Below are 21,289 nucleotides of genomic sequence, written 5' to 3' on the forward strand. Positions count from 1 at the left end.
ACGTGTTTAGTGATGCAATTTCCTTTGACCCGCTTTTACAAATTAAATGGTATCCACCGGCACTTTGCTAAACACCTAAAGGCGTCAATTAAGGAGTACTGATGCAACCACGCCAAATTGCTGAGTTAATTTTAACCGGATTTAAAAAACATTACCTGCTGTTTCAAAGAACAACAGCAAAAGCACCTTATGCGTTTGCTAAAAGAGATTGGCAAGCAATCAATGATATTAGCCGCCTACGTATTAGCTATTATGATGATCGAGTTAACGAAACCACAAAAACCTTACGTGAACGCCAACAAACAGACCAGCTAAACGAAAGTTTATGGCTTGAAGTAAAAAAAATTTACCAGCATTTTTTATGTTTTCACCCGCAGGCTGAGCTTGCCGAAACATTTTATAACTCTGTATTCTGCCGCTTATACCACCGCCGCTATTTTCATAACGACTTTATTTTTGTTGAAGCGACACTCAAAGATGCGCCCTCAGTGCCTGTAGAAGCAGAATACAGAAGCTACTTCCCCGTCGTGGATGGTTTAAAACCAACAATTAAACGCATTATTAACCACTTTGATTTTAAAGCCGATTTTGTTAACCTTGAGCGTGATATTCGTTTATTAGTAAAAGCGTTTTATAAGCAAGCTCCCGATACTCACCACCAGCATTGGCAAATGCGTTTTGATATATTACACACGCCGTTTTACCGCAATAAAGCCGCATACATTGTGGGGCGCGTTGTATCGCAAAGTGGCGTTCAGCCCTTTATTATTGCCGTGTTACACCATGAAGATAAAGGCCTTTATTTAGATGCCTTACTTACAAAGTCGTCGCAAATGCGGGTTATTTTTGGCTTTGCACGAGCTTACTTTATGGTAGAAACTCACGCCCCCTCAGCGTTAGTGCGGTTTTTAAACCAACTCATGCCGAATAAAACCTTAGCCGAGCTTTACAACGCCATTGGTTTTCATAAACAAGGGAAAACTGAATTTTACCGTGAGTTTTTGAATCATTTAACCCATTCTAATGATCAATTTACCATTGCTCCGGGTACACCGGGTATGGTGATGATGGTATTCACCCTGCCCTCATTTGGTTATGTATTTAAAGTCATCAAAGATAAATTTGGCGAAAGTAAGCCTTTTGGTCGCGAAACGGTATTAAAACGCTATCAACTGGTTAAAAGCCACGACCGTGTAGGGCGAATGGCCGACACCATAGAGTATTCAAACGTCGTATTTCCTTTGGCACGATTTGATAGTAACTTGTTAGCACAGTTGCACAAAACCATTGGCTCATCGATGGTGATTGAGGGTGACTGGTTAATCATAAAACATTTATACATTGAACGGCGAATGACACCGCTTAATTTGTTTTTAGAAAATGCAGACGAAAAAAGTGCTGCCGATGCCATTGAAGAGTATGGCCAGGCGCTTAAAGAAATGATTGCCGTGAATATTTTCCCTGGCGATATGCTGTTAAAGAACTTTGGTGTAAGTAAGCACAAACGTATTATTTTTTATGATTACGATGAAGTGCAATATTTAACAGACATGAACTTTAGAGCGCTACCTAAAGCAAACAGTTATGACGATTATTTAATGGACGAACAAAGTTACTCGGTTGCACCTCAAGATGTATTTCCAGAGCAGCTATGTACCTTTGTAATGCCTAATCCAACATATAAACAATTTTTAACTAGCACGCACCCTGAATTACTTGATGTTAACTTTTGGAAACAAGCACAACAAAATATAAAAAATGGAAAGGTGAGTCATATTTACCCCTATCCTACAGCACAGCGTTTTATCCATTATTGGTAAACGTTAAGGACACACAATGAATATAAGTAAAATAGATTTAAATTTACTGGTTTACCTCGATACATTACTGCGCGAATGTAATGTTACTCGTGCTGCAAACCAGCTTAGCATTACTCAACCGGCAATGAGTAACGGACTTAAACGCCTACGTAACCTTTTTAATGATCCTATTTTAGTGCGTACCAGCGATGGTATGGTACCGACTGAGCGTGCTATTGAGTTGCAGCCTGTGATTCGTGGAATCTTGATGACCCTTGAAGAAACGCTGGCACCTAATCGTGAGTTTGAAGCTAAACAAAGTAAGCGAGTGTTTAGGATCATGGCCAGTGATTACGCGGCCAGTACCATGGCACCGCGTTTATTAGGGAAACTACACGAAGAAGCGCCCGACACCACCTTAGATATTTTAACTCCTAGTGATGTTACCTTTCACGATGTTGAAAACGGTAAAGTTGATATGGCGATTAACCGCTTTGAAAATTTACCACAATCGTTTCATCATAAACGTATTTGGAAAGACAGCTTTTGTTGTTTAGTAAAATCAGATAACCCCATTATTGAAAACTTTAGCCTAGACAGCTATTTAAAAGCTCGCCATATTTGGGTAAGTAAAACAGGCTTTGGTGTTGGTGTGGGGATGGACCCTAAAGATGTGCAAAAGCTGGGCTGGGTTGATGAGGCACTGGCGCATTTTGGTAAACACCGTAATATTGCCACTTTTACTCGTAACTATCATGTGGCTGTTCACTTAGCCAAAGAGAAAAATTTAGTTGCGACTTTGCCCTCAAAAGCGGCCAATATTTATTTAGACGATCCTGGGCTTAAAATACTGGAGCCACCCTTTCCTATCCCGCCATTTGAACTTGATATGATATGGAGTCCTTTATTACACAGAGACGCTAGTCATATTTGGTTACGCCAAAAAGTAGCTGAAGTAGCGGATGAGCTAAAATAACCTTCTTACATACCTTAATGTAAAATTTGCTTGCTAACGCTTAGTTAGCAAGCCTACCAAACTATTAAAAAAATTAAAAACCATAAAATACAAAAGCTTAAAAAACAAAACCTACTTGGAATAGCGCTTGCTTAGTAATCACTGTATTTTAAATTAACAGAGGTCATTATTATGAGCACCCATCAAGGACAAGAAATTAATCATATTACCGACATTATCCAAGTAATGAATAGCGGCATCGACTTTTACCAAACAGCACAAGATAAAGTACAAGACCCCGCTATAGGAGCCCTATTCCAACGTATGATTGACGCTCGTAAAGTCAGTGTGGAGAGTTTACAACCTTACGCAATTAATCAACAAGGTGAGCGCGAAGATGGCTCGTCGTTTGTTGTAGAAGCACGCCGTGCATTTACTACTTTGATTAGTAAATTTGCTAACGATAACGATCAAACCTACGTTAAAGAGCTTGAGGAAGTAGAAGATAAAACCTTAGAAGAAATTAAAGTAGCGTTGAAAAAGCCTCAGTCTCACGATTGTGAAGCAGCGTTATCAAAAGTATTACTTACTATGCAGAGCTGCCATGCTGAAATGAGTAAAATGCAAAAACATTAAGTTTAAAAACGATAAAAGGGCCTTACGGCCCTTTGGTTGTTAAATAACAATAGGAGAGTTATTAATTAAAAGCGGTACTCTGCACCTACGTAGTAGTAAGCACCGTTGAAGCCAAATGGCGCTGAACGACGTGAGTACTTAAATACACCATCGCTGCTTACAATGGTGTTACCTTGAGCATCTACAATTGTGCCTGAACGTGAATTACCTATGGTGTTTTCATCTGGGTAAACATCAAATAAGTTATTTGCGCCAATATTTACCGATAAGTCATCAGTCACAAAGTAATTTACTTTGATGTCAGTTAAAATTTCAGCACCATAAGTCTGGCGGCCGCCATCTTCCACTGTGTATTCACCAAAGCGATTAAGCGATAGGTTTACGGTCCAGTCGTCGCGACGATAAAGTGCACTTAAGTTAATTCGATCTTCTGGCTGCCATTCTTCAATAATAGAAATTTCTTGATCAGAAAACACATCATCGACTGGCACGGTTTCAAGACCAGATCCTGCTGGTGTAAATAACGACACCACATCGGTTTCTGTAAAGTTAGCCGCTAGCGTGAAATCAAGCGTGCCGCCAAGTCCTTCTGTATTCCATGTAGCCACAAAGTCGATACCTTGTGTCTCAGTGTCAGCGCCATTTAAGAAAAACTGCCCTGCACCCGCACCTGAGCTTAATAACGCAGCATCAAGACTGCTTGATAAGCCTTTACCTAAGCGATTACTAATTACAATACGGTCGTCAATATCGATTGAGTAGTAATCTAGGGTTACATTAATATTATCGCTTACGTTATAAACGATACCTAAACTGCGGTTTTGAGATTTCTCTTCTGTGAGCTTAGGAATACCTAAACTTTGCGCAAGGGTTGAATCGTTTCTAAAGGTGCCCACTTCTTCAGCCACTAAGTTACCATTAGGGCCTACAACAAACTGTGTGCTGATGTTGTTAAAATACAACTGCTGCATTGAAGGTGCTCTAAAGCCTGAGCTTAGCGCACCACGAAGTGAAATATCTTCAGTTACTGACCAGTTACCGGCTAGTTTAAAGTTAACTGTATCGCCAAACCCTTTGTAATTGTCGTAACGTAACGCCCCTGAGATAATTACATCTTCAATAACGTAAGCTTCAGCGTCTAAGTAAAACGAGATCACATCACGCGACTCATCAACCGACGACGCTGGCGATGAACCACCAAAGCCTTGTGTGCCACCGGATGCGTTTTCGCTGCCAATACCACCGCTTAGCCCATCGTAAATATTAACACCATTGTTGGTATCGTAATCGCGATATGCATATTCACTACCCTCTAAAATTCGGTACTCATCGGTACGAATTTCAGCACCCATTGCCAATGAGTAATCATCAAAATTTTGAGTAAAATCAAGATTGATCGTTTGCAATGATAGCTCCATGCCATAAGCATAACCTTGACGTGGAATCGTGGCGCGAATATCTGCTGCACTTAGGCCTTGATCATAACGTAAAAAATTCGCGTAAGAGCCGTTAATAGTATCGCTGGTTGTGTAGTCAATACTGTTTTCACCATAGGTGTACGATAAATCTAAGCTTGAGTCGTTATCAAATTCAGTTTTATAACCAAAGTTATAGGAAATATCATCAATCGTGGTATTTATTTTAGGTAAGAAGCCAGCTGGGATAGTTGCATCGCCATCTTGAAGTACCGGGTTACCACCTGCATTAGCATTATGGCGGAAAAATGCTGCTGATTCGTTATCACGAGTTGAATAGGTAATAAAACCGTATAGTTCACCCGCTCCTAATTCGTAGCCGGTGTTAACTGTTAAACCAAATTGTTGAGAATCAGCATCGCCAATTCTGAATGTATCACGCGGTGCGGTTAATTCGCGTGGGTCACCTGCAAGCAAGGTACCATCAGAAAGTTCAGTACAGCCATAGAACTGACATGAGCCATGAAGGCCTGCACGGTTAGTTGGTGCACGATCACGGTAGTTAATAGTTGTATTTAAATAACCGTTATCACCTAAAGCAAAGCCTTTATTAAAGTCGATATTAACGGTTTCGCCATCACCTTCAGAGTACTCACCGTAGTTAACGGCCGCTTTACCACCTTCGCTGCCATCTTTTAGCACGATATTAATAACACCGGCAATTGCATCCGAACCATATTGAGCCGCAGCGCCGTCGCGCAGTACTTCAATACGTTTAATGGCTGAGGCTGGAATCGCATTCATGTCAGTACCCGCAGTACCACGACCAACAGAAGTATTAATGTGGATAATACTGGCTTGATGACGACGCTTACCATTGATCAATACCAATGTTTGATCCGGGCCAAGGCCACGTAAGGTTGCGGGTCTTAATGCATCAGTACCATCACTAATAGATGAACTTGAAAAGTTAAAAGAAGGTGCGATAGCTTGAAGCATGCGGCCAACTTCAGTTTGACCGGTATTTTCGAGTGCTTCTGCACTTAAAATATCAACGGGGACAGGTAAGTCTTCAACTGAACGTCCTGCGACACGACTACCTACAATAGCAATTTTTTCGATGTTTTGTTCTGCGCTTTGTTCAGCGGCATTTATTCCTTGTGAATTAACTGCAAGTAAAGCAGGTAATACGGCAGCACTAACTCCTGAAAGCTTCATCATGTTGTTATCTTTCCTATTGATTTGTTTGAGTTTAATACTCAGTAAACCATTTTGATCAACAACCGCATCGAGCTCAGTCTCAGCTAACAATGCGTTTAGCGCATCGAGTTGAGAATAAAATCCATATAATGAATTTGCCTCGTACTGTTTAGCAAGCTCATACGAAAAAACCACTGTTTGTTCAGTTTGCTTAGCAAATTCTATTAAGGCTTTGTCTGCTCGTTGCGCTTTTATATCAAACTGCATCATTTGTCCCTCAGTTTGACTCGCGTGCACACTGATACTAAAAAATAGCGGTGCAACGAGTCCCAACGGACTTAAATAACACGTATGGTTACTGCGCAACTTATATAAACAGTTAGCAAACAAAAATCCTCTATAGGTTTTTATCATTTTTTTAATCTTTAAATTACTTTTTACACCCTTATGAGTAACATTGATTAACAATGGCGTGATTTTCATTACCATTACCTATGATTTTTTTTGATATTTTAAACTAACAACATGCTCGCCTAAACGTTCATGCTCAATTGAAAAATTATTTTGTAAGCTCTCTAACAGCCCTGCAACATCACCTGCTTTGAAGACGCCAGCCACTTTAATGCGCGCTAATTCATCAGATGATAATTCAAACCGCGTGGCGGTATAACGGCTAACCTCGTTTAAGGCATCAACCAACTGTTCACCATTAAAAATCAACATGCCATTTTGCCAAGCTAAATCGCGTTGTACGTCATCAACCGATAATTGTGTAATTGGTTTAGTTACGCTCTGTTCAATAATAGCTTTTTCACCCGATATCACTATATTGGCATTGATCTGGCGGATTTCGTGATTGCTGTTATCAGCTTGCTGATACGCTTTAAAATCGTCAGCATTAACGGCAACGCTAGGATCGGTGATCATCACTTTACCTTCAGTGACTACCAACTCGAGATCAGAAGAGGTATTGCGCTGAACATTAAAGACTGTACCAAGTGCGGTAAAGCTTTTGTCACCCGCCATCACACTAAATGGTCGTGATGCATCTTTAGCTACGTTAAAACGCCCTTCTCCACGGCTTAGTAATAACTGTCTACGTCCTTGGCTATAAGCGACTTCTAGTGAACTATTAGTATTGAGCTGAACTATTGTGCCATCTGGTAAAACATAGGTTGCTTGTTCGCCAACCTTTGTTTTATAAATTTTTGTGTAATTTACTTTAGCTAAATTTTGGTTAAAGTTGCTCCCCATGTTCAGCAAAAAGTAGCTGCACATCATTAAAGCTGCAACAACACTTGCCGCAATACCATATACATAGGAAGGCTTTGTTTTAATGCCTGCAGAGTGCTTATTAGGAAACAATACGCTGAGCTCGTTAAGCACACTTAAGTCATCCCATAATTGTGCTAATTCATATACCGCATTCTGATGAGCCGTGCTTTGTAACATCCAAAGTTTGAATTGCTCTTGCTCTTGTATATTTAAGCCACGATCAATCGCACTTATCCATTGCGATGCTTTTTCTAAGATTAATTCTTTTGAAGTAAATTGATGGATGTTACTCATTTTACTGCCCTCACTATGTTCGCACTTTGTTGGCAATGTTCACTCTCATCTTGCACTTGATCGCGCATATATAGCATGGTGTTTAGTAGCCCCTTAGCAATGTGCTTTTCTACCGTACTTTGACTTAGCTGCATTTGCTGTGCGATCTCTTTTTGGCTCATCCCATATACTTTTTTTAATATAAAACATTTTCTCACTACAGGGCTTAGCTGCTCAGTAGCACGACAAAATAGTAAAAAACGTTCTTTGGAGGTGTATTCATCTTCTAATTGCATTGATTTAAGCAATTTAGGAAGTTCAGTTTCGTGATTTAAAGGAGTACTAAATTTATTATCCCATTTAGCTATATGATTTAGGGCGAGATGTTTAGCTGTTTTCAACATATAGCTGCGGGTGTATTGAATATCTTGTTTTAGCTCTGCTTCATAACTTTTAACAAAGGTTTCTTGAACAATATCATCAACATCGTCAGGTAACACAATTTTAGACACAAAGCGCCGCAGTTGCGTGGATATATCTGAGAATGTACTGGCTAATTTAATTCCTCGAGCCACGTGGGTAGTCCCTTGTTATTATTATTACGGTAAGATTACGAGTTTTATGGTTAATTACAAGGCATTTTGTTAATTATTGGTTATTTATTAGTTGCGAATATACGTACTCAGTATAAATGTATTAATATTTATTATATTCTTAATCATTATGGCTGTATTAAAAGTAGCACCCCTAGCGTTTTTATAGTGAAGCCAAACCCTTATTTAGCTTAATTTTTATTGGGTTGCTGTGTAGTAATTTAATAACCGCAACGCTACTATTAACGGATAGAGGCTAGGAGTTAAAAATGAATAATCAAAAATTAGCTGATTTTGAGCTTTACTTTCAAATTGAAGAGAGCAATCGCGTCAATCTATTTGCCGTAGATGACGCAGTGGTACCAAAAAGTTTGGCTGAACTAGACGCAGATATTCCGCCTTTATTTAAACTTGCTAACGAAGTCAGTAGTTTAGATCAAAGCGCTTTAGGCCCTTTGCGTAACTTAGGAGATATTGCCCAAGAACTGACGACGTTTTTACAAGCCCAGTCGCGTAAGATAGATTTGATCATGAGCCATATTTTAGCTTCAGAACAACCTGAAGATAACTCAATTTATTGCGATAGTTATGGCGGCGGCGGAATTAAGTTTACCAGTGAACATTTGTACACATTAGGTCAGAAATTTCGTACCAAACTGTTTTTACAGCATGAAGCCTCTGCGGTGTATTGTTATAGCGAAGTTGTTGCTATAGAAAAACAAGACAATGAGCATTACCAGTATACCCTGCTATTCGTATCAATAAGAGACAGTGATCAAGAGTTGGTTGTTAGAGCCAGTTTACATGCGCAAACACGCCAACTTAAAAAGCGCCAACAACTTGAAAAAGCGAAAGAGAGTTCAAACGAGTAACACGAGTGTTTATTTACCTGTTTAAATCGCTTTAAATTGTAGTTCAAACGTTTATTTAAAAGTGACTTAGCTGTAATTGAACTGCTAAACTAGCCCCATCTTTATTTGTATTAAAAATCCATGAACTTTAGACTTTTACCTGAATGGGCCGAGCAAGATGCTGTTATGCTTACATGGCCTCATAAAAATACCGATTGGGCTGATAATTTAGCGCGTGTTGAACCCGTTTATATTGAACTTGCAAAACATATTACCGCGCAACAAGCCTTAGTGATTGTAGCTCATGATGAAGCATTAAAAACCCACATTAACTCATTACTAAATGATGCTGGTATTGAGCAGACCCGTGTATATTTTGTTGTTACTCCCACTAACGATACGTGGGCGCGCGACCATGGCCCACTTACGTGCAGCGCTATAGAAAAGCCAGAGCAATTAAAAGTCTACGACTTTACCTTTAATGGCTGGGGTAATAAGTTTGAAAGTGCCCTTGATAATCAAATAAACCACACATTAGTTAAACAGCTAAGCAATACAAACAACCAGTATCAAGCCCTCGATATGGTGCTTGAAGGCGGTGGTATTGAAATTAATGAACATGGTGTATTGCTAACAACTAGCGAATGTTTACTGAATAAAAACCGTAACCCTGATTTAAACCCAAGTGACATAGAAGTACTTTTAAAAGCGCACTTAGGCGCTACTGATTTTTTATGGGTTGATCATGGTTATTTAGCCGGTGACGACACCGATAGCCACATTGATACGCTCGTTCGCTTTGCACCTAACAACACCCTTGTGTATGTAAAATGTGACGATAAAAGCGATGAGCATTTTAGCGCGCTAGATGCCATGGAAAAACAACTACAAAGCTTTAAAACTGCTGATAACACCCCATATAAGCTAATTGAGTTACCGTGGCCAAAAGCCGTGTATGACGATGAAAATACGCGTCTACCTGCCACCTATGCAAATTACTTAATTATAAATAACGCAGTATTAGTGCCTATTTATGACGATGTAAACGACCAACGTGCTTTAACACAAGTTCAAAAAGCATACCCAGAGCACACAATTATTGGTGTAAATTGCTTACCTATTATTGAGCAATTTGGCAGTCTTCACTGCATTACAATGCAATTACCTCGTGGATTTTTAGCTGGAGCAGCACAATGACAAGCCCTGCACATTTATCAGTTGCCTTAGTGCAACAAAGCAACAGTGACAACGCTGAACATAATATTGAAAAGTCAATTGCGGGCATTCGCGATGCAGCTAGTAAAGGCGCGCAACTTGTTGTATTACAAGAGTTACACCGCAGTTTATATTTTTGCCAAACCGAAGACGTTGATGTATTTGATTTGGCCGAAACAATACCAGGCCCAAGTAGCAACACTTTAGGCGAACTCGCAAAAGAGCTCGGTATTGTTATTGTAGCTTCATTATTTGAGAAACGTGCTACGGGTCTTTATCACAATACCGCCGTGGTGCTTGAAAAAGACGGCAGCATTGCAGGTAAATACCGTAAAATGCATATTCCAGACGACCCAGGGTTTTATGAAAAATTTTACTTTACTCCCGGAGACTTAGGCTTTGAGCCTATTCAAACCTCAGTAGGTAAGCTTGGCGTGCTGGTGTGTTGGGATCAATGGTTTCCTGAAGCCGCGCGTTTAATGGCAATGGCCGGTGCTGAACTTTTGATCTACCCGACAGCTATTGGCTGGGATCCACGCGATGATAAAGACGAGCAAACCCGCCAAAAAGATGCTTGGGTTATTTCACAACGAGCGCATGCGGTTGCTAATGGCGTTCCGGTGATTAGTTGTAATCGAGTTGGTCATGAAAGCGACCCTAGCGGTCAAAGTGACGGCATTCAATTTTGGGGCAACTCGTTTATTGCAGGCCCTCAAGGCGAGATGTTGGCAGAGGCTGATAACCAAAATGAACAAATATTAATGGTAAAACTTGATCAAAAACGTAGCGAGAACGTAAGACGTATTTGGCCGTATTTACGCGACCGTAGGATTGATCATTATCAAGATTTAACAAAAATTTACCGTGACTAAATAATAATGTGGCTCTTATTCGTTAAGAGCCTAATTTAATGGAGTAATTAATGGCGTTTGAGCAATGGGCAGCCTTGCCTTGGGTAAAATCTCAAAAAGATAAAATTCAATGGGGCGAACTTCTAGGCAGTGGCTTAAGCATTGCTATTGCACAAGGTGTTAAGCAGCAAGACAACTTAGTGTTAATTGTTACCCCTGATACACCAAGTGCCCTGCGCCTTGAAACCGAATTAGAGTACTTGCTGCCTGATAACCCAGTAATGGTTTTTCCAGATTGGGAAACATTGCCTTATGATCACTTCTCGCCCCACCAAGATATTATTTCAGCACGTTTAGCAACACTCAACACACTGAAAAAAGAGCAACAAAGCGTACTCATTGTTCCGGTATCAACCTTGATGCTGCGCACCGCCCCAGCATCATTTATATACGGCTCAACGCTGAGTTTTAAAGTCGGCGATAGATTAGATACTCATGCTCTGAGGGACAATTTAGAGCAGGCAGGTTACTTACATGTGCAACAAGTTATGGAGCATGGCGAGTACGCTATACGCGGCTCAATTGTTGATTTATACCCCATGGGGAGTAAGCATCCATTTAGGCTCGACTTTTTTGATGATGAGCTTGATACCATCCGTTTATTTGATGTGGAAACTCAGCGCTCAGACGAAAAAGTAGAAAAAATTGAGCTACTACCTGCTCATGAGTTTCCTACTAACGAATCAGATATTGAACGTTTCAGAATAAGCTATCGTGAAAAATTTGGCGCAAGTGCTGAGCAAGACTCAGTCTACATGCAGGTCAGCAAAGGTAATTGGCCAGCAGGTATAGAATATTACATGCCGCTGTTTTTTGAAGGCTTAGCAACCATTTTTGACTACTTGCCTGACTCAACAACCGTCATGCAATTAGGGGATTTAGAGCATGCAGCAGATAACTTTTGGCACGATGTTAATGTACGCTATGAGAACCGCCGTGTAGATCCTCTGCGCCCACTATTACCGCCCGATGAGTTATATCAGCCAATTAATGAGCTGTTTTCTAATTTAGGCAATTATGGCCGCATTCGTCTATCGCAAGCAAAGTTAGGCACAAAAGCAGGCAATAAAAATCTCGCAGTTAATGAGTTGCCCAATGTACGCATCGATCATAAACAACATCAACCCTACGATGCATTTATTAACTATGTAGCTGAACAAAAAAAGAAAAAAGGCCGAGTTGTTATTAGCGTTGAGTCGGACGGTCGACGCGAATCATTACTGAGTATATTAAAACCCAGCGGCTTAAAATTTAAAGAGTTTGATAGCTTTGAGCAGTTTACCAACAGCAGTAATGACGTTGGTTTAATTGTCAGTCCGCTTGAGCAAAGTGTGGTGCTTAGCACAAAACCTAGCTTGAGCATTATTACCGAGCAAGAATTGCTTGGGATTAAAGTATCACAACGTAGACGCCGTAAGCACAAGTATGAAGCAAGCCAAGACGCGTTAATTCGTAACTTAGCAGAACTTAAAGAAGGTCAACCGGTTGTGCACCTTGACCATGGTGTGGGCCGTTATCAAGGGCTGCAAACGATTGATGCCGCCGATGTGGTGACTGAATTTGTGACTATTACTTATGCAGGTGAAGCAAAACTGTATGTGCCGGTATCGGCACTTCATATGCTTAGTCGTTATTCTGGAGGTGAAGAGGCCAGTGCGCCACTGCATAAGCTCGGCTCTGATGCCTGGGATAAAGCGAAAAAACGCGCCGCTGAAAAAGTACGCGATGTGGCTGCAGAGTTACTCGATATTTACGCACAACGCCAAGCCAAGCCAGGTAATAAGTTTACGCTTGATGGCCAAGCTTATCGCCAATTTAGTGATAGCTTTCCGTTTGAAGAAACAGATGATCAACGTAACGCCATTGAAGCGGTACTTGGTGACATGCAGTCAAAACAAGCCATGGATCGTTTAGTATGTGGTGATGTTGGTTTTGGTAAAACCGAAGTAGCTATGCGGGCAGCCTTTGTAGCTGTTAACGATAATAAGCAGGTGGCTATTTTAGTCCCTACCACCCTACTTGCTCAACAACACTACGATAACTTTAAAGACCGCTTTGCTGATTTTCCAATTGAAGTGGGGGTGCTATCGCGTTTTAATTCGGCCAAAGAGCAAAAAGAAACCCTTGAAAGAATGAATGATGGCAAGCTAGATGTGGTTATTGGCACTCATAAATTGATTCAACAAGATATCAACTTTAAAGATTTAGGCCTGTTAATTGTTGATGAAGAACACCGATTTGGGGTTCGTCAAAAAGAAAAAATTAAAGCCCTGAGAGCAGATGTTGACATACTCACTCTTACCGCAACCCCTATTCCGCGTACATTAAACATGGCGATGAGTGGCATGCGTGATTTATCAATTATTGCCACTCCACCGGCTAAACGTTTAGCGGTTAAAACCTTTGTACGCCAACGCGACGAAGAGCTTATTCGCGAAGCGGTACTACGTGAAATTAAACGTGGCGGCCAAGTATACTTTTTACATAACAACGTAGAAACTATTGAACGTGTCGCTCAAGAAATTAGCGAATGGGTGCCAGAAGCAACAGTAACCTCTGCACATGGTCAAATGCGAGAGCAAGAGCTTGAGCAAATAATGACCGACTTTTATCATCAAAAATACAATGTCCTTGTGTGTACCACGATTATTGAAACCGGTATTGATGTGCCCACAGCAAATACCATAATTATGGATAGAGCCGATAAACTTGGTCTTGCTCAGCTACACCAATTACGCGGACGTGTAGGTAGAAGCCATCACCAAGCCTATGCTTATTTACTTACCGGCAACCCTAAGGCACTCTCTAAAGATGCGAAAAAACGTTTAGACGCGATTGCATCACTGGAAGATTTAGGTGCAGGCTTTGCCTTAGCAACTCATGATTTAGAAATTCGTGGTGCGGGTGAGCTATTAGGCGATGATCAATCAGGGCAAATGCAGACCATTGGTTTTAATTTGTATATGGAAATGCTTGAGCAGGCCGTTAACGCGCTTAAAAATGGTCAAGAGCCAACCCTTGAAAATCTATTACAAAAACAAACAGAAGTAGACTTAAAGCTACCTGCTTTGTTACCAGATGATTATATTCATGATGTTAACGCGCGTTTAGGTATGTACAAGCGAGTAGCAAGTTGTGCTAACCTTGCTGATATTGATGAGCTGCAAGTTGAATTAATAGACCGCTTTGGTTTATTGCCCGATGCAGCTAAAAACTTATTTAGTTTACAACAACTAAAGATGCAAGCGAGTAATCTAGGCATAACCAAAATAGAGGCAAACCCGAAAGGGGGCTACTTTGAGTTTAGTCAAAATACTAAGGTTAATCCTAGCTTCATTATTGGTTTGATACAAAGTGCGCCACATATTTATAAGATGGATGGCGCAAATAAATTACGCTTTGCCATTAGCGAGGCGAATGCCCGTGAACGCTTAAAAATGATCACTGCTATGATTGCAGATTTCGAAAAAAAGGTTAGCCATTAATGTTGCTGAAAAAATCGCTGGTTGTTTTATGCTGCTTGTTTAGTAGTACTGCATTTGCAGAGCGTTGGTTTGAAGTAGAAGTGTTGATATTTAAACAACGCCCTGCTCCATACCTACAAGAAGACTTTAGCTTAAAGCACGACGCCATAGAAGATAAAAACACCTTAGATTTACTAAGCCCTGTTTATAAAAAACAAGCAATGGACGCGTGTATAAATGGCGATCCGCGTTTTCAAAAACGTACCTTTGCTGACACTTTAGTCAACTCAAATCCTCAGTCAGCAGCGTGTAACGACAGCATTGATTATGTAAAAAGTTACGATGTGTTACCAGTAATACCTCAAGCACCTGCACAAGAGACGATGGAGCAAACTTACCTGTTAGCCCCTGAGCAATTGCAGTTTCAATCACAACGCCAAGCTCTAAACCGCAAAGGACTAACTCCTTTATTGCATACCGGGTGGCGATTTGAGGGTGCGAGCAAGTCACGCTCGCCTAGCATTCATTTGTTTGCAGGCAGCCAATTAAAAAACAATATAAACACTGCGATTAGTTACGCCGATTCTGATTTTATTAGCTTAATAAATACGCCTAAACCACTATTTGACGAAGCTCAATCTTCCGACATGAAATGGGAGTTAGATGGGCTATTTAAAATACACTTGCGCCATTACTTATTTATTAATGCACACTATGATATAAGTGAAAAACGTGACAATGGCGATCTAGAATCAGCCCGTTTTTCACAGTTTAGACGGGTGTTTAGTGAAGACATTCATTATTTTGATCACCCTCGTATGGGGATGATTGTGCAAATTCGAAAATTTAACCATTAACAGTATTTAGGGTCTGTTGACCTTTGCAAATTTAATCTTGAAAGATCAACAGACCCCAATCAAAGGAAAATAACAATGAAAAAATTACTCATTATTGCAGCGGCACTGACTCTTGCTGCTTGTTCAAAAGTAAACTTAGAAAATTATGAAAAGATTAAAATTGGTATGGACAAAACAGAAGTTGAAGCTCTTTTAGGCAGTGCTGATAATTGTATAGAAAAAACACTGCATACTAGTTGTACTTGGGGTAATGACGCTAAAAATATCGAAATTACCTTAGTATCAGACAAAGTAACGCTATACAGCAAAAAAGGACTAACGGATAAATAGTCTAGTTTAGTTTAAGTAAAGAAGAGGAATAACCTGTGTTATTCCTCTTTTTTAGTGTCACTGGTGTAAATTAGCTCTATATTAACAATTTTACTGCGATTTAAAGTGATTTTATAGCGTTGATACAGCGCATTATCAGATTCGGTTAAAACCAATACCATATTTAATTGGTAGCGTCTTTCGACTCCCTGCTTAGAAATTTTATTATTTTCTAAATGGTACAGCTTCCCTTCCCCCTTTTTTAAATAACGTGCAAACGGTGCAAGATTAAATTGCAGTGTTTGCTGTAAGCTATCGTAGCCTGGCAAAAATTCTTTAGCACTGACCCGCGTTTCACTAGCAAAATGCAGCCATTGCGCCGCCTGTTTATTTTGCTGACGACGCTTAGAGAAAATTTTCCTCACTTCTTTAGGGATTTTTTTAAACCGCGTGTATTCTAACCAAATAAACTGGCTCGCTACTTTATCTTTTGTAATACTGTTTTTAAAAATAAAGCGCCATTTTGGCCGCCCCCGTACAATAGCACGCCAAATAATACGGGTAATATCTTCTTTAAATATTTCTCTCAGCCCGTAAATAACCCCTAAAATTAAAATTAATGAAGCGGTTATTTCAGTAAAGGTAGAACGCGCATTGAGTATTACTACCATCACAAAGGCCATTATAACAGCCGTTACAGAGCCTTTTACCAAACGTTTTAAATAACTATTAAGGTATCGGGTTTGGCGCTGTAAAATCACTCCATGCTCTATTAAACGCTGTAATAGGCGCATTTTATTGGTAATTCTGTTGGCGTCTTTAAGTGTTGAGTCAGAATTATATTGTTGCTCTGCCCGATACTCACTCTCTGACTTACAAAAGTTTAATAAGTCATTTCGCTCTTTAGCGTGATCGCTACTACGCGGCCCTTCATCAAGCAGCTTTAAAAACGTTTGTTCAATCTGCCAGCTTAGGTAGTTATCGGCATTGGTATAAAACGGGATCAGCTTTTCGTTATCAGGGGTGTAACGTCTGAGTTTTCTGAGTAGACTTTGGCTTTGCTCGCAAAGCTCCATAGCCCGTTGATAAAATTCATCGCTTTCTTGAATTTTTAACGCATCTTTAATATCAGCATCAATAGCAAGGCGTACTTGATAACAATATAAATTTAGATTTTGTCGGTAGTCTTGTTGCTCCCCTTTGTTTTTACTCACAAAGCGGCTTCTTACCAATGGAAGATGGATATTATTAGCGTTGTAGGCTACAAAAGATTTAAATTGATTATTAAAGTAAGACTCTTCGCTAAGTGTTTGTGCATTAATACCCATTTCATTTGGGATAGAAAAATAAAGATCGAGACGCTGCTCTGCACGCGGTGATAATTGCGGTTCAATAACAAACGATAAATTTTCGTCTTGCTTTAACAATGATGCCTCCTTTGGTTATCTACCTGAGTTTACGTGCCTCTTTAATTTTGTTCAACAAAAAAGGCCTAGTAAATACTAGGCCTTTTAATGGTTCTAATTAGTTAAAATTAGAATTTAACGTTTACACCTGCGAAGAAACGACGACCTAGTACATCGTATGTGTACGGGTCAGTATTTGAATCGTTATTACCTGTGTAGTAAGGAGGTTGCTTATCAAACAAGTTGTTTACACCTGCAGATAAAGTTACTGTGTCATTCACTAAGTAATTACCGCTGATATCATGGTAAACTACTGTTGGAGTGCTTGGTGCATAACAAGAATCTTCTTTTCCGATACATGCGAAGCTATCCATACCAGCTATGTAACGAGCTTGGTATTGTGCATCCCAGTTATCGCCTGCAACACTTACAGTTAAGTTAGATTTAAAGTCAGCATATCCACCCGTTCCTGATGTAATAATACCTGCATAGTCAACTGGGTCACCAGTAACTTCTACAACATATTCATCTAAGTAAGTTGTGTCTAAGCTTGTTTTCCAGTTCAGGCCAGCCACTTCAAAGCTGTATGCAAGATTTAAATCAACCCCAGATGTTTTTTCAGAACCAACGTTTTGTAATTGATTATTGAATTTAACACGGCCAGTTGCATCCATAGATACGCCTGCTGACTGACAAAGTGCAGTGCTAGCATTTGCACCATTATTTAAACACTGATCAACAATATATTGGCTATCTACTTTAGTGATTGCATTTTCAATATCGATTTCATAGTAATCAAGCGTCATTGAGAAGCCGTCAAGCCATTGTGGCTCGTATACGACACCAGCAGTTAAAGTATCTGCTTCTTCAGGAGTAAGTGAATCATTACCACCCACAGTTACTTCTGCTTGGTCTTGAGCACCTGGATAATCAATTTGGTCAAACGATGGTGAATTGCCAGAGTACAACTCAGAAACCGTTGGCGCACGGAATGCTGTTGAAACGACGCTACGTAGCATTAGTTCATCATTTACTTTCCAAGTAAGACCTAGTTTCCAAGTCTCATCTGAACCAAATGTGCTGTAATCAAATGCACGAATAGCTGCACTTAATTCAACATTTTGTGCAAGAGGAGCATCTGCTAGTAGAGGTATAGCAAATTCAACATAAGCTTCGTTTACGTCAAAACCGCCGGCTGTTGGCTCAACCATAGGGTCGTTTGCAAGGCCTTGTGCAGTTAAAGAGTCAGGTGTAAACCATGCTTTTTCTTGACGACGCTCTATGCCTGCAGCAAATGCAGAGTAACCTGCTGGTAATTCGAATAACTCACCCGATACAGATGCTGAAAGAATAAACAGCTGGCTTCCGCCGTTATTAACTTCAGTGTACACATTTTTGCGGAAATCTTCAGAAACCCAAGCTGATTGATCAAGTGGGTTAAATTTACCTTCAAGGATTTGATCTTGAATAGCACCCATATTGTGTAAGTTGCTTAGCTTGTCAACAGAGTCATTACGGCCGAAGTTCGCTGACACGTCCCAAGAGTAATCACCAACAAAACCTTCAGCACCCACTACTGCACGAACAGTATCAACTGATTGTTCAAAGTAACGCGCGCCGGTGTCAGACATACGACGGCCGTAAGAAATTGCATCACCATTTACGTAATTCGTTTCTTGTGTGATGTAATTACCATCAGCATCTTTATCTAAATAGCCGTCACCATCTAAATCAACACGCTTATCATAGCTTTGACTTAATAATGAGTTACCCATAGTCGCAGTGTCGTACTCAAAATCAAACCAAACTGGCTGTGGTGCCATCTGTTGCTCTGACCAACGCTTAGTATAAGTAAACTCAGCAAATACGCTCGTGTCATCAGATAGTTCGTATGTAGCGATACCTGTTAAGTTTAAACGCTCCATTGGCGTGTACAGGTAGCTTGCTGGTGAATAGTTATAAGCATCTTCATTAGTATAACGATGGTAATCGCCACCACGTCCTGTTACACCATTATCATTGATTAGAGATACTTGTATTTCTTCACCTTTAGCATCAAGGATAGTCCCTTTCTCGCTTGTACCATTCCAGATATGACCACCTTCATTGTATGAAGAACCAGTGCAATATAAACCGTTAGCACCTTCAGCAATTGGGCAGTTTGAGAAATCACGATCAGCTTGAGATGCTTTACCACGATCAGTGTATTGCATGCCGATAACAATGTTACCTTTATCGAATGAGCTACCAACAGTGAAATCAATTGAGTTCTCTGTTGCGTCACCTTCACCAGTAATTGCTGAATTAACATTCATGTCTAGGCCTTCAAAATTATCTTTTAGGATAATATTTACTACGCCAGCAACTGCATCAGTACCATAAACTGCAGAAGCGCCATCTTTTAGTACTTCCACTGATTTGATCATAGAAACAGGGATTGTATTTAAGTCAACAGTTGATGCTGCACCAGTACCCGATGCAATCATGCGACGACCGTTTACAAGTACTAGAGTACGACTTGAACCCAGACCGCGAAGGTCTATGCGGGCATTACCACCAGAACCATTATTAACGCCTGGGTTTGTCATTGCACCGCCTGTAGCGGTCATTTTCTGTAATACGCTATCAATACTTGTAGCGCCCATTGCTTTGATGTCGTCTGCACCGATAAGTGTAACAGGGCTTGCGTTTTCCATATCTGAACGCTTGATACGAGAACCCGTTACTTGAATTTTTTCAATTGACTTTGCTGCTTCGTCTGCAGCTAAAACCTGAACACTTGAGAACATTGGGATTGCTGCAATAACAGCTAAACCAAGAGTTGATTTTTTCATGAATGAACCCTACTTGTTGAATTTACCTAAATTGGCAACACTCACTTTTATGAGATTTTTGAGTGAGCGGGAGCAACTTAGGCGCCCCTAACTGAATGAAAACTTAACGACAGATCAATAAAAGACCACCCCTATTTGCATGTACACAAAAAAGGTACTGTTGTTAACCATTGTTTCATTGTTAATTAATAAAAACATTTAAAAATCAGCTACTAAAGCAAGCTTAATCACATAAAAAACACACATGAAATCAAATAGGTTGAGTTTGTAATCAAATGTAATTATCGGGGTGATGTGCCCTAAACAGGAAAATTAACATGTTAATCACAGATCGTTATTAAAAAGGTAAAACTAGGTGTTAATTACTAACCATATTTATGCAAGTAGATTGTTTATTTAGTCTGAATAATTTTGCTATATGCTTTAACCAGGTAAATTTTATGCTTATAGTGAATTACGAGCTCACTACACATTAATAAAAAACAGCTGTTAAATCGACGAGGGCTTTATAAATGTATTTGTGGGTAATAAAGGATGGCTATAATCTTTAAAGCAAGTAGATGTGCAAAAGGGATACTTATTATTAAGTTAAAATACTTACACTAAGAGACGTGCTTCAGTTTCAGGTAACTACATGTGAGGTGAAGGACAATGGGCTTTGCCACTAGAGTTATACGGAAATAGCGTAGTTGAAAAACCACACCATAGTAAAAATTTTCAATAAGTGACGTTAAAATAGTAATCAACATTACTACTTATGCCAGTATTTTTATTGCTAGTAGTAAGTACAAGCTTCCACACCATATTTTGCTCTGAGCAAATCCCAACCATAGTATCGGCCAACCAAATATTCCCTTGCTCGGTAAACTGCAATGGAATGTAACCCATATACATAGTTACTCCCTCCAATTTAGCCGCTGTTATTGTTAGATCATTAGGTAAGTGAGCATAAATTGAAAACGGTGTCTCTGGTGATAAGGTTTCTTCGCTTAACCAAACCTTAACTTGATTTTCAAAATGACATGGTTTGTTATTTTTACACTCGGTTTGCGATTGGCTTACTTTTGCTGTTGATGTTGATCCAGAAAAGTCACAACCTAGTAAAAATAATAGAAAAGAAAGTAAGCATACTCTATATATATACATGCAGGTTCTCAAATATCTAATGTATGGGCCCAACATTTAGGGCAAGTTGGTTGATTATCGGCTTTAATGAGTGAGTAAGGTACAAATCACCTCAAAAAATAGACAGCAACTCAATAAAGTTTGATTGATGTCATATTATTACGCAATTGA

Annotated in this window: 15 protein-coding genes; 9 read left to right on the plus strand and 6 right to left on the minus strand. The window is 39.8% G+C overall.

Features of this window, described 5'->3' with window-relative positions:
* Positions 1-101 precede the first annotated feature (101 nt).
* The 3 genes from aceK to PUND_RS11270 all read left to right on the plus strand — a co-directional run bounded on the left by aceK (position 102) and on the right by PUND_RS11270 (position 3,390).
* Positions 102-1,820: a bifunctional isocitrate dehydrogenase kinase/phosphatase gene (gene aceK, locus PUND_RS11260; RefSeq protein ID WP_010389621.1), complete on the plus strand. Its 1,719-nt coding sequence runs from the start codon at positions 102-104 to the stop codon at positions 1,818-1,820.
* A 16-nt stretch (positions 1,821-1,836) separates the two neighbouring features.
* Entirely contained in the window at positions 1,837-2,775 is a 939-nt protein-coding gene (locus PUND_RS11265) for a LysR family transcriptional regulator (RefSeq protein ID WP_008468187.1), read from the plus strand.
* Between the two features lie 171 nt (positions 2,776-2,946).
* Entirely contained in the window at positions 2,947-3,390 is a 444-nt protein-coding gene (locus PUND_RS11270; RefSeq protein WP_008468186.1) for a ferritin-like domain-containing protein, read from the plus strand.
* Positions 3,391-3,455: 65 nt separating this feature from the next.
* On the opposite strand, the gene PUND_RS11275 is transcribed toward PUND_RS11270, so the two are convergent.
* From PUND_RS11275 to PUND_RS11285, 3 genes are read right to left on the minus strand one after another with little or no spacing between them, the layout of a single operon-like run.
* The gene (locus PUND_RS11275) at positions 3,456-6,488 is read right to left on the minus strand and encodes a TonB-dependent receptor plug domain-containing protein (RefSeq protein WP_010389620.1); all 3,033 of its coding nucleotides are present in this window, start codon (positions 6,486-6,488) and stop codon (positions 3,456-3,458) included.
* Between the two features lie 9 nt (positions 6,489-6,497).
* Positions 6,498-7,574 carry a FecR family protein gene (locus tag PUND_RS11280; RefSeq protein ID WP_010389617.1) on the minus strand — a complete coding sequence of 359 codons (1,077 nt, stop codon included), beginning with the start codon at positions 7,572-7,574 and terminating at the stop codon, positions 6,498-6,500.
* The gene (locus PUND_RS11285) at positions 7,571-8,128 is read right to left on the minus strand and encodes an RNA polymerase sigma factor (RefSeq protein ID WP_010389615.1); all 558 of its coding nucleotides are present in this window, start codon (positions 8,126-8,128) and stop codon (positions 7,571-7,573) included. The genes PUND_RS11280 and PUND_RS11285 overlap by 4 nt, the downstream gene beginning before the upstream one ends.
* Before the next feature lie 287 nt (positions 8,129-8,415).
* On the opposite strand from PUND_RS11285, the gene PUND_RS11290 reads away from it, so the two are divergent.
* The 6 genes from PUND_RS11290 (at position 8,416) to PUND_RS11315 (ending at position 15,774) form a co-directional block, all read left to right on the plus strand.
* Positions 8,416-9,018: a PilZ domain-containing protein gene (locus PUND_RS11290; RefSeq protein ID WP_010389613.1), complete on the plus strand. Its 603-nt coding sequence runs from the start codon at positions 8,416-8,418 to the stop codon at positions 9,016-9,018.
* Positions 9,019-9,138: 120 nt separating this feature from the next.
* Entirely contained in the window at positions 9,139-10,194 is a 1,056-nt protein-coding gene (locus tag PUND_RS11295; RefSeq protein WP_010389611.1) for an agmatine deiminase family protein, read from the plus strand.
* Entirely contained in the window at positions 10,191-11,084 is an 894-nt protein-coding gene (locus PUND_RS11300; RefSeq protein WP_010389610.1) for a carbon-nitrogen hydrolase, read from the plus strand. The genes PUND_RS11295 and PUND_RS11300 overlap by 4 nt, the downstream gene beginning before the upstream one ends.
* A gap of 50 nt (positions 11,085-11,134) precedes the next feature.
* Entirely contained in the window at positions 11,135-14,608 is a 3,474-nt protein-coding gene (mfd, locus tag PUND_RS11305; protein WP_010389609.1) for a transcription-repair coupling factor, read from the plus strand.
* Positions 14,608-15,444 carry a peptidoglycan binding protein CsiV gene (locus PUND_RS11310; protein ID WP_010389608.1) on the plus strand — a complete coding sequence of 279 codons (837 nt, stop codon included), beginning with the start codon at positions 14,608-14,610 and terminating at the stop codon, positions 15,442-15,444. The genes mfd and PUND_RS11310 overlap by 1 nt, the downstream gene beginning before the upstream one ends.
* A gap of 75 nt (positions 15,445-15,519) precedes the next feature.
* Positions 15,520-15,774, plus strand: a complete 255-nt coding sequence (locus tag PUND_RS11315; protein WP_010389607.1) for a hypothetical protein — start codon at positions 15,520-15,522, stop codon at positions 15,772-15,774.
* 38 nt (positions 15,775-15,812) lie between these two features.
* On the opposite strand, the gene PUND_RS11320 is transcribed toward PUND_RS11315, so the two are convergent.
* The 3 genes from PUND_RS11320 to PUND_RS11330 all read right to left on the minus strand — a co-directional run bounded on the left by PUND_RS11320 (position 15,813) and on the right by PUND_RS11330 (position 21,139).
* Complete coding sequence (locus PUND_RS11320) at positions 15,813-17,180, minus strand: hypothetical protein (protein WP_010389605.1); 1,368 nt, start codon at positions 17,178-17,180, stop codon at positions 15,813-15,815.
* Positions 17,181-17,287: 107 nt separating this feature from the next.
* A complete protein-coding gene (locus PUND_RS11325) occupies positions 17,288-19,993 on the minus strand; it encodes a TonB-dependent receptor (protein WP_010389603.1) in 2,706 nt (901 codons plus the stop codon).
* A 717-nt stretch (positions 19,994-20,710) separates the two neighbouring features.
* Positions 20,711-21,139 (minus strand): hypothetical protein, encoded by a 429-nt coding sequence (locus tag PUND_RS11330; RefSeq protein WP_010389601.1) that lies wholly within the window; start codon positions 21,137-21,139, stop codon positions 20,711-20,713.
* Positions 21,140-21,289 lie beyond the last annotated feature (150 nt).

The sequence above is a fragment of the Pseudoalteromonas undina genome (assembly GCF_000238275.3).
GTDB classification, from domain to species: Bacteria; Pseudomonadota; Gammaproteobacteria; order Enterobacterales; family Alteromonadaceae; genus Pseudoalteromonas; species Pseudoalteromonas undina.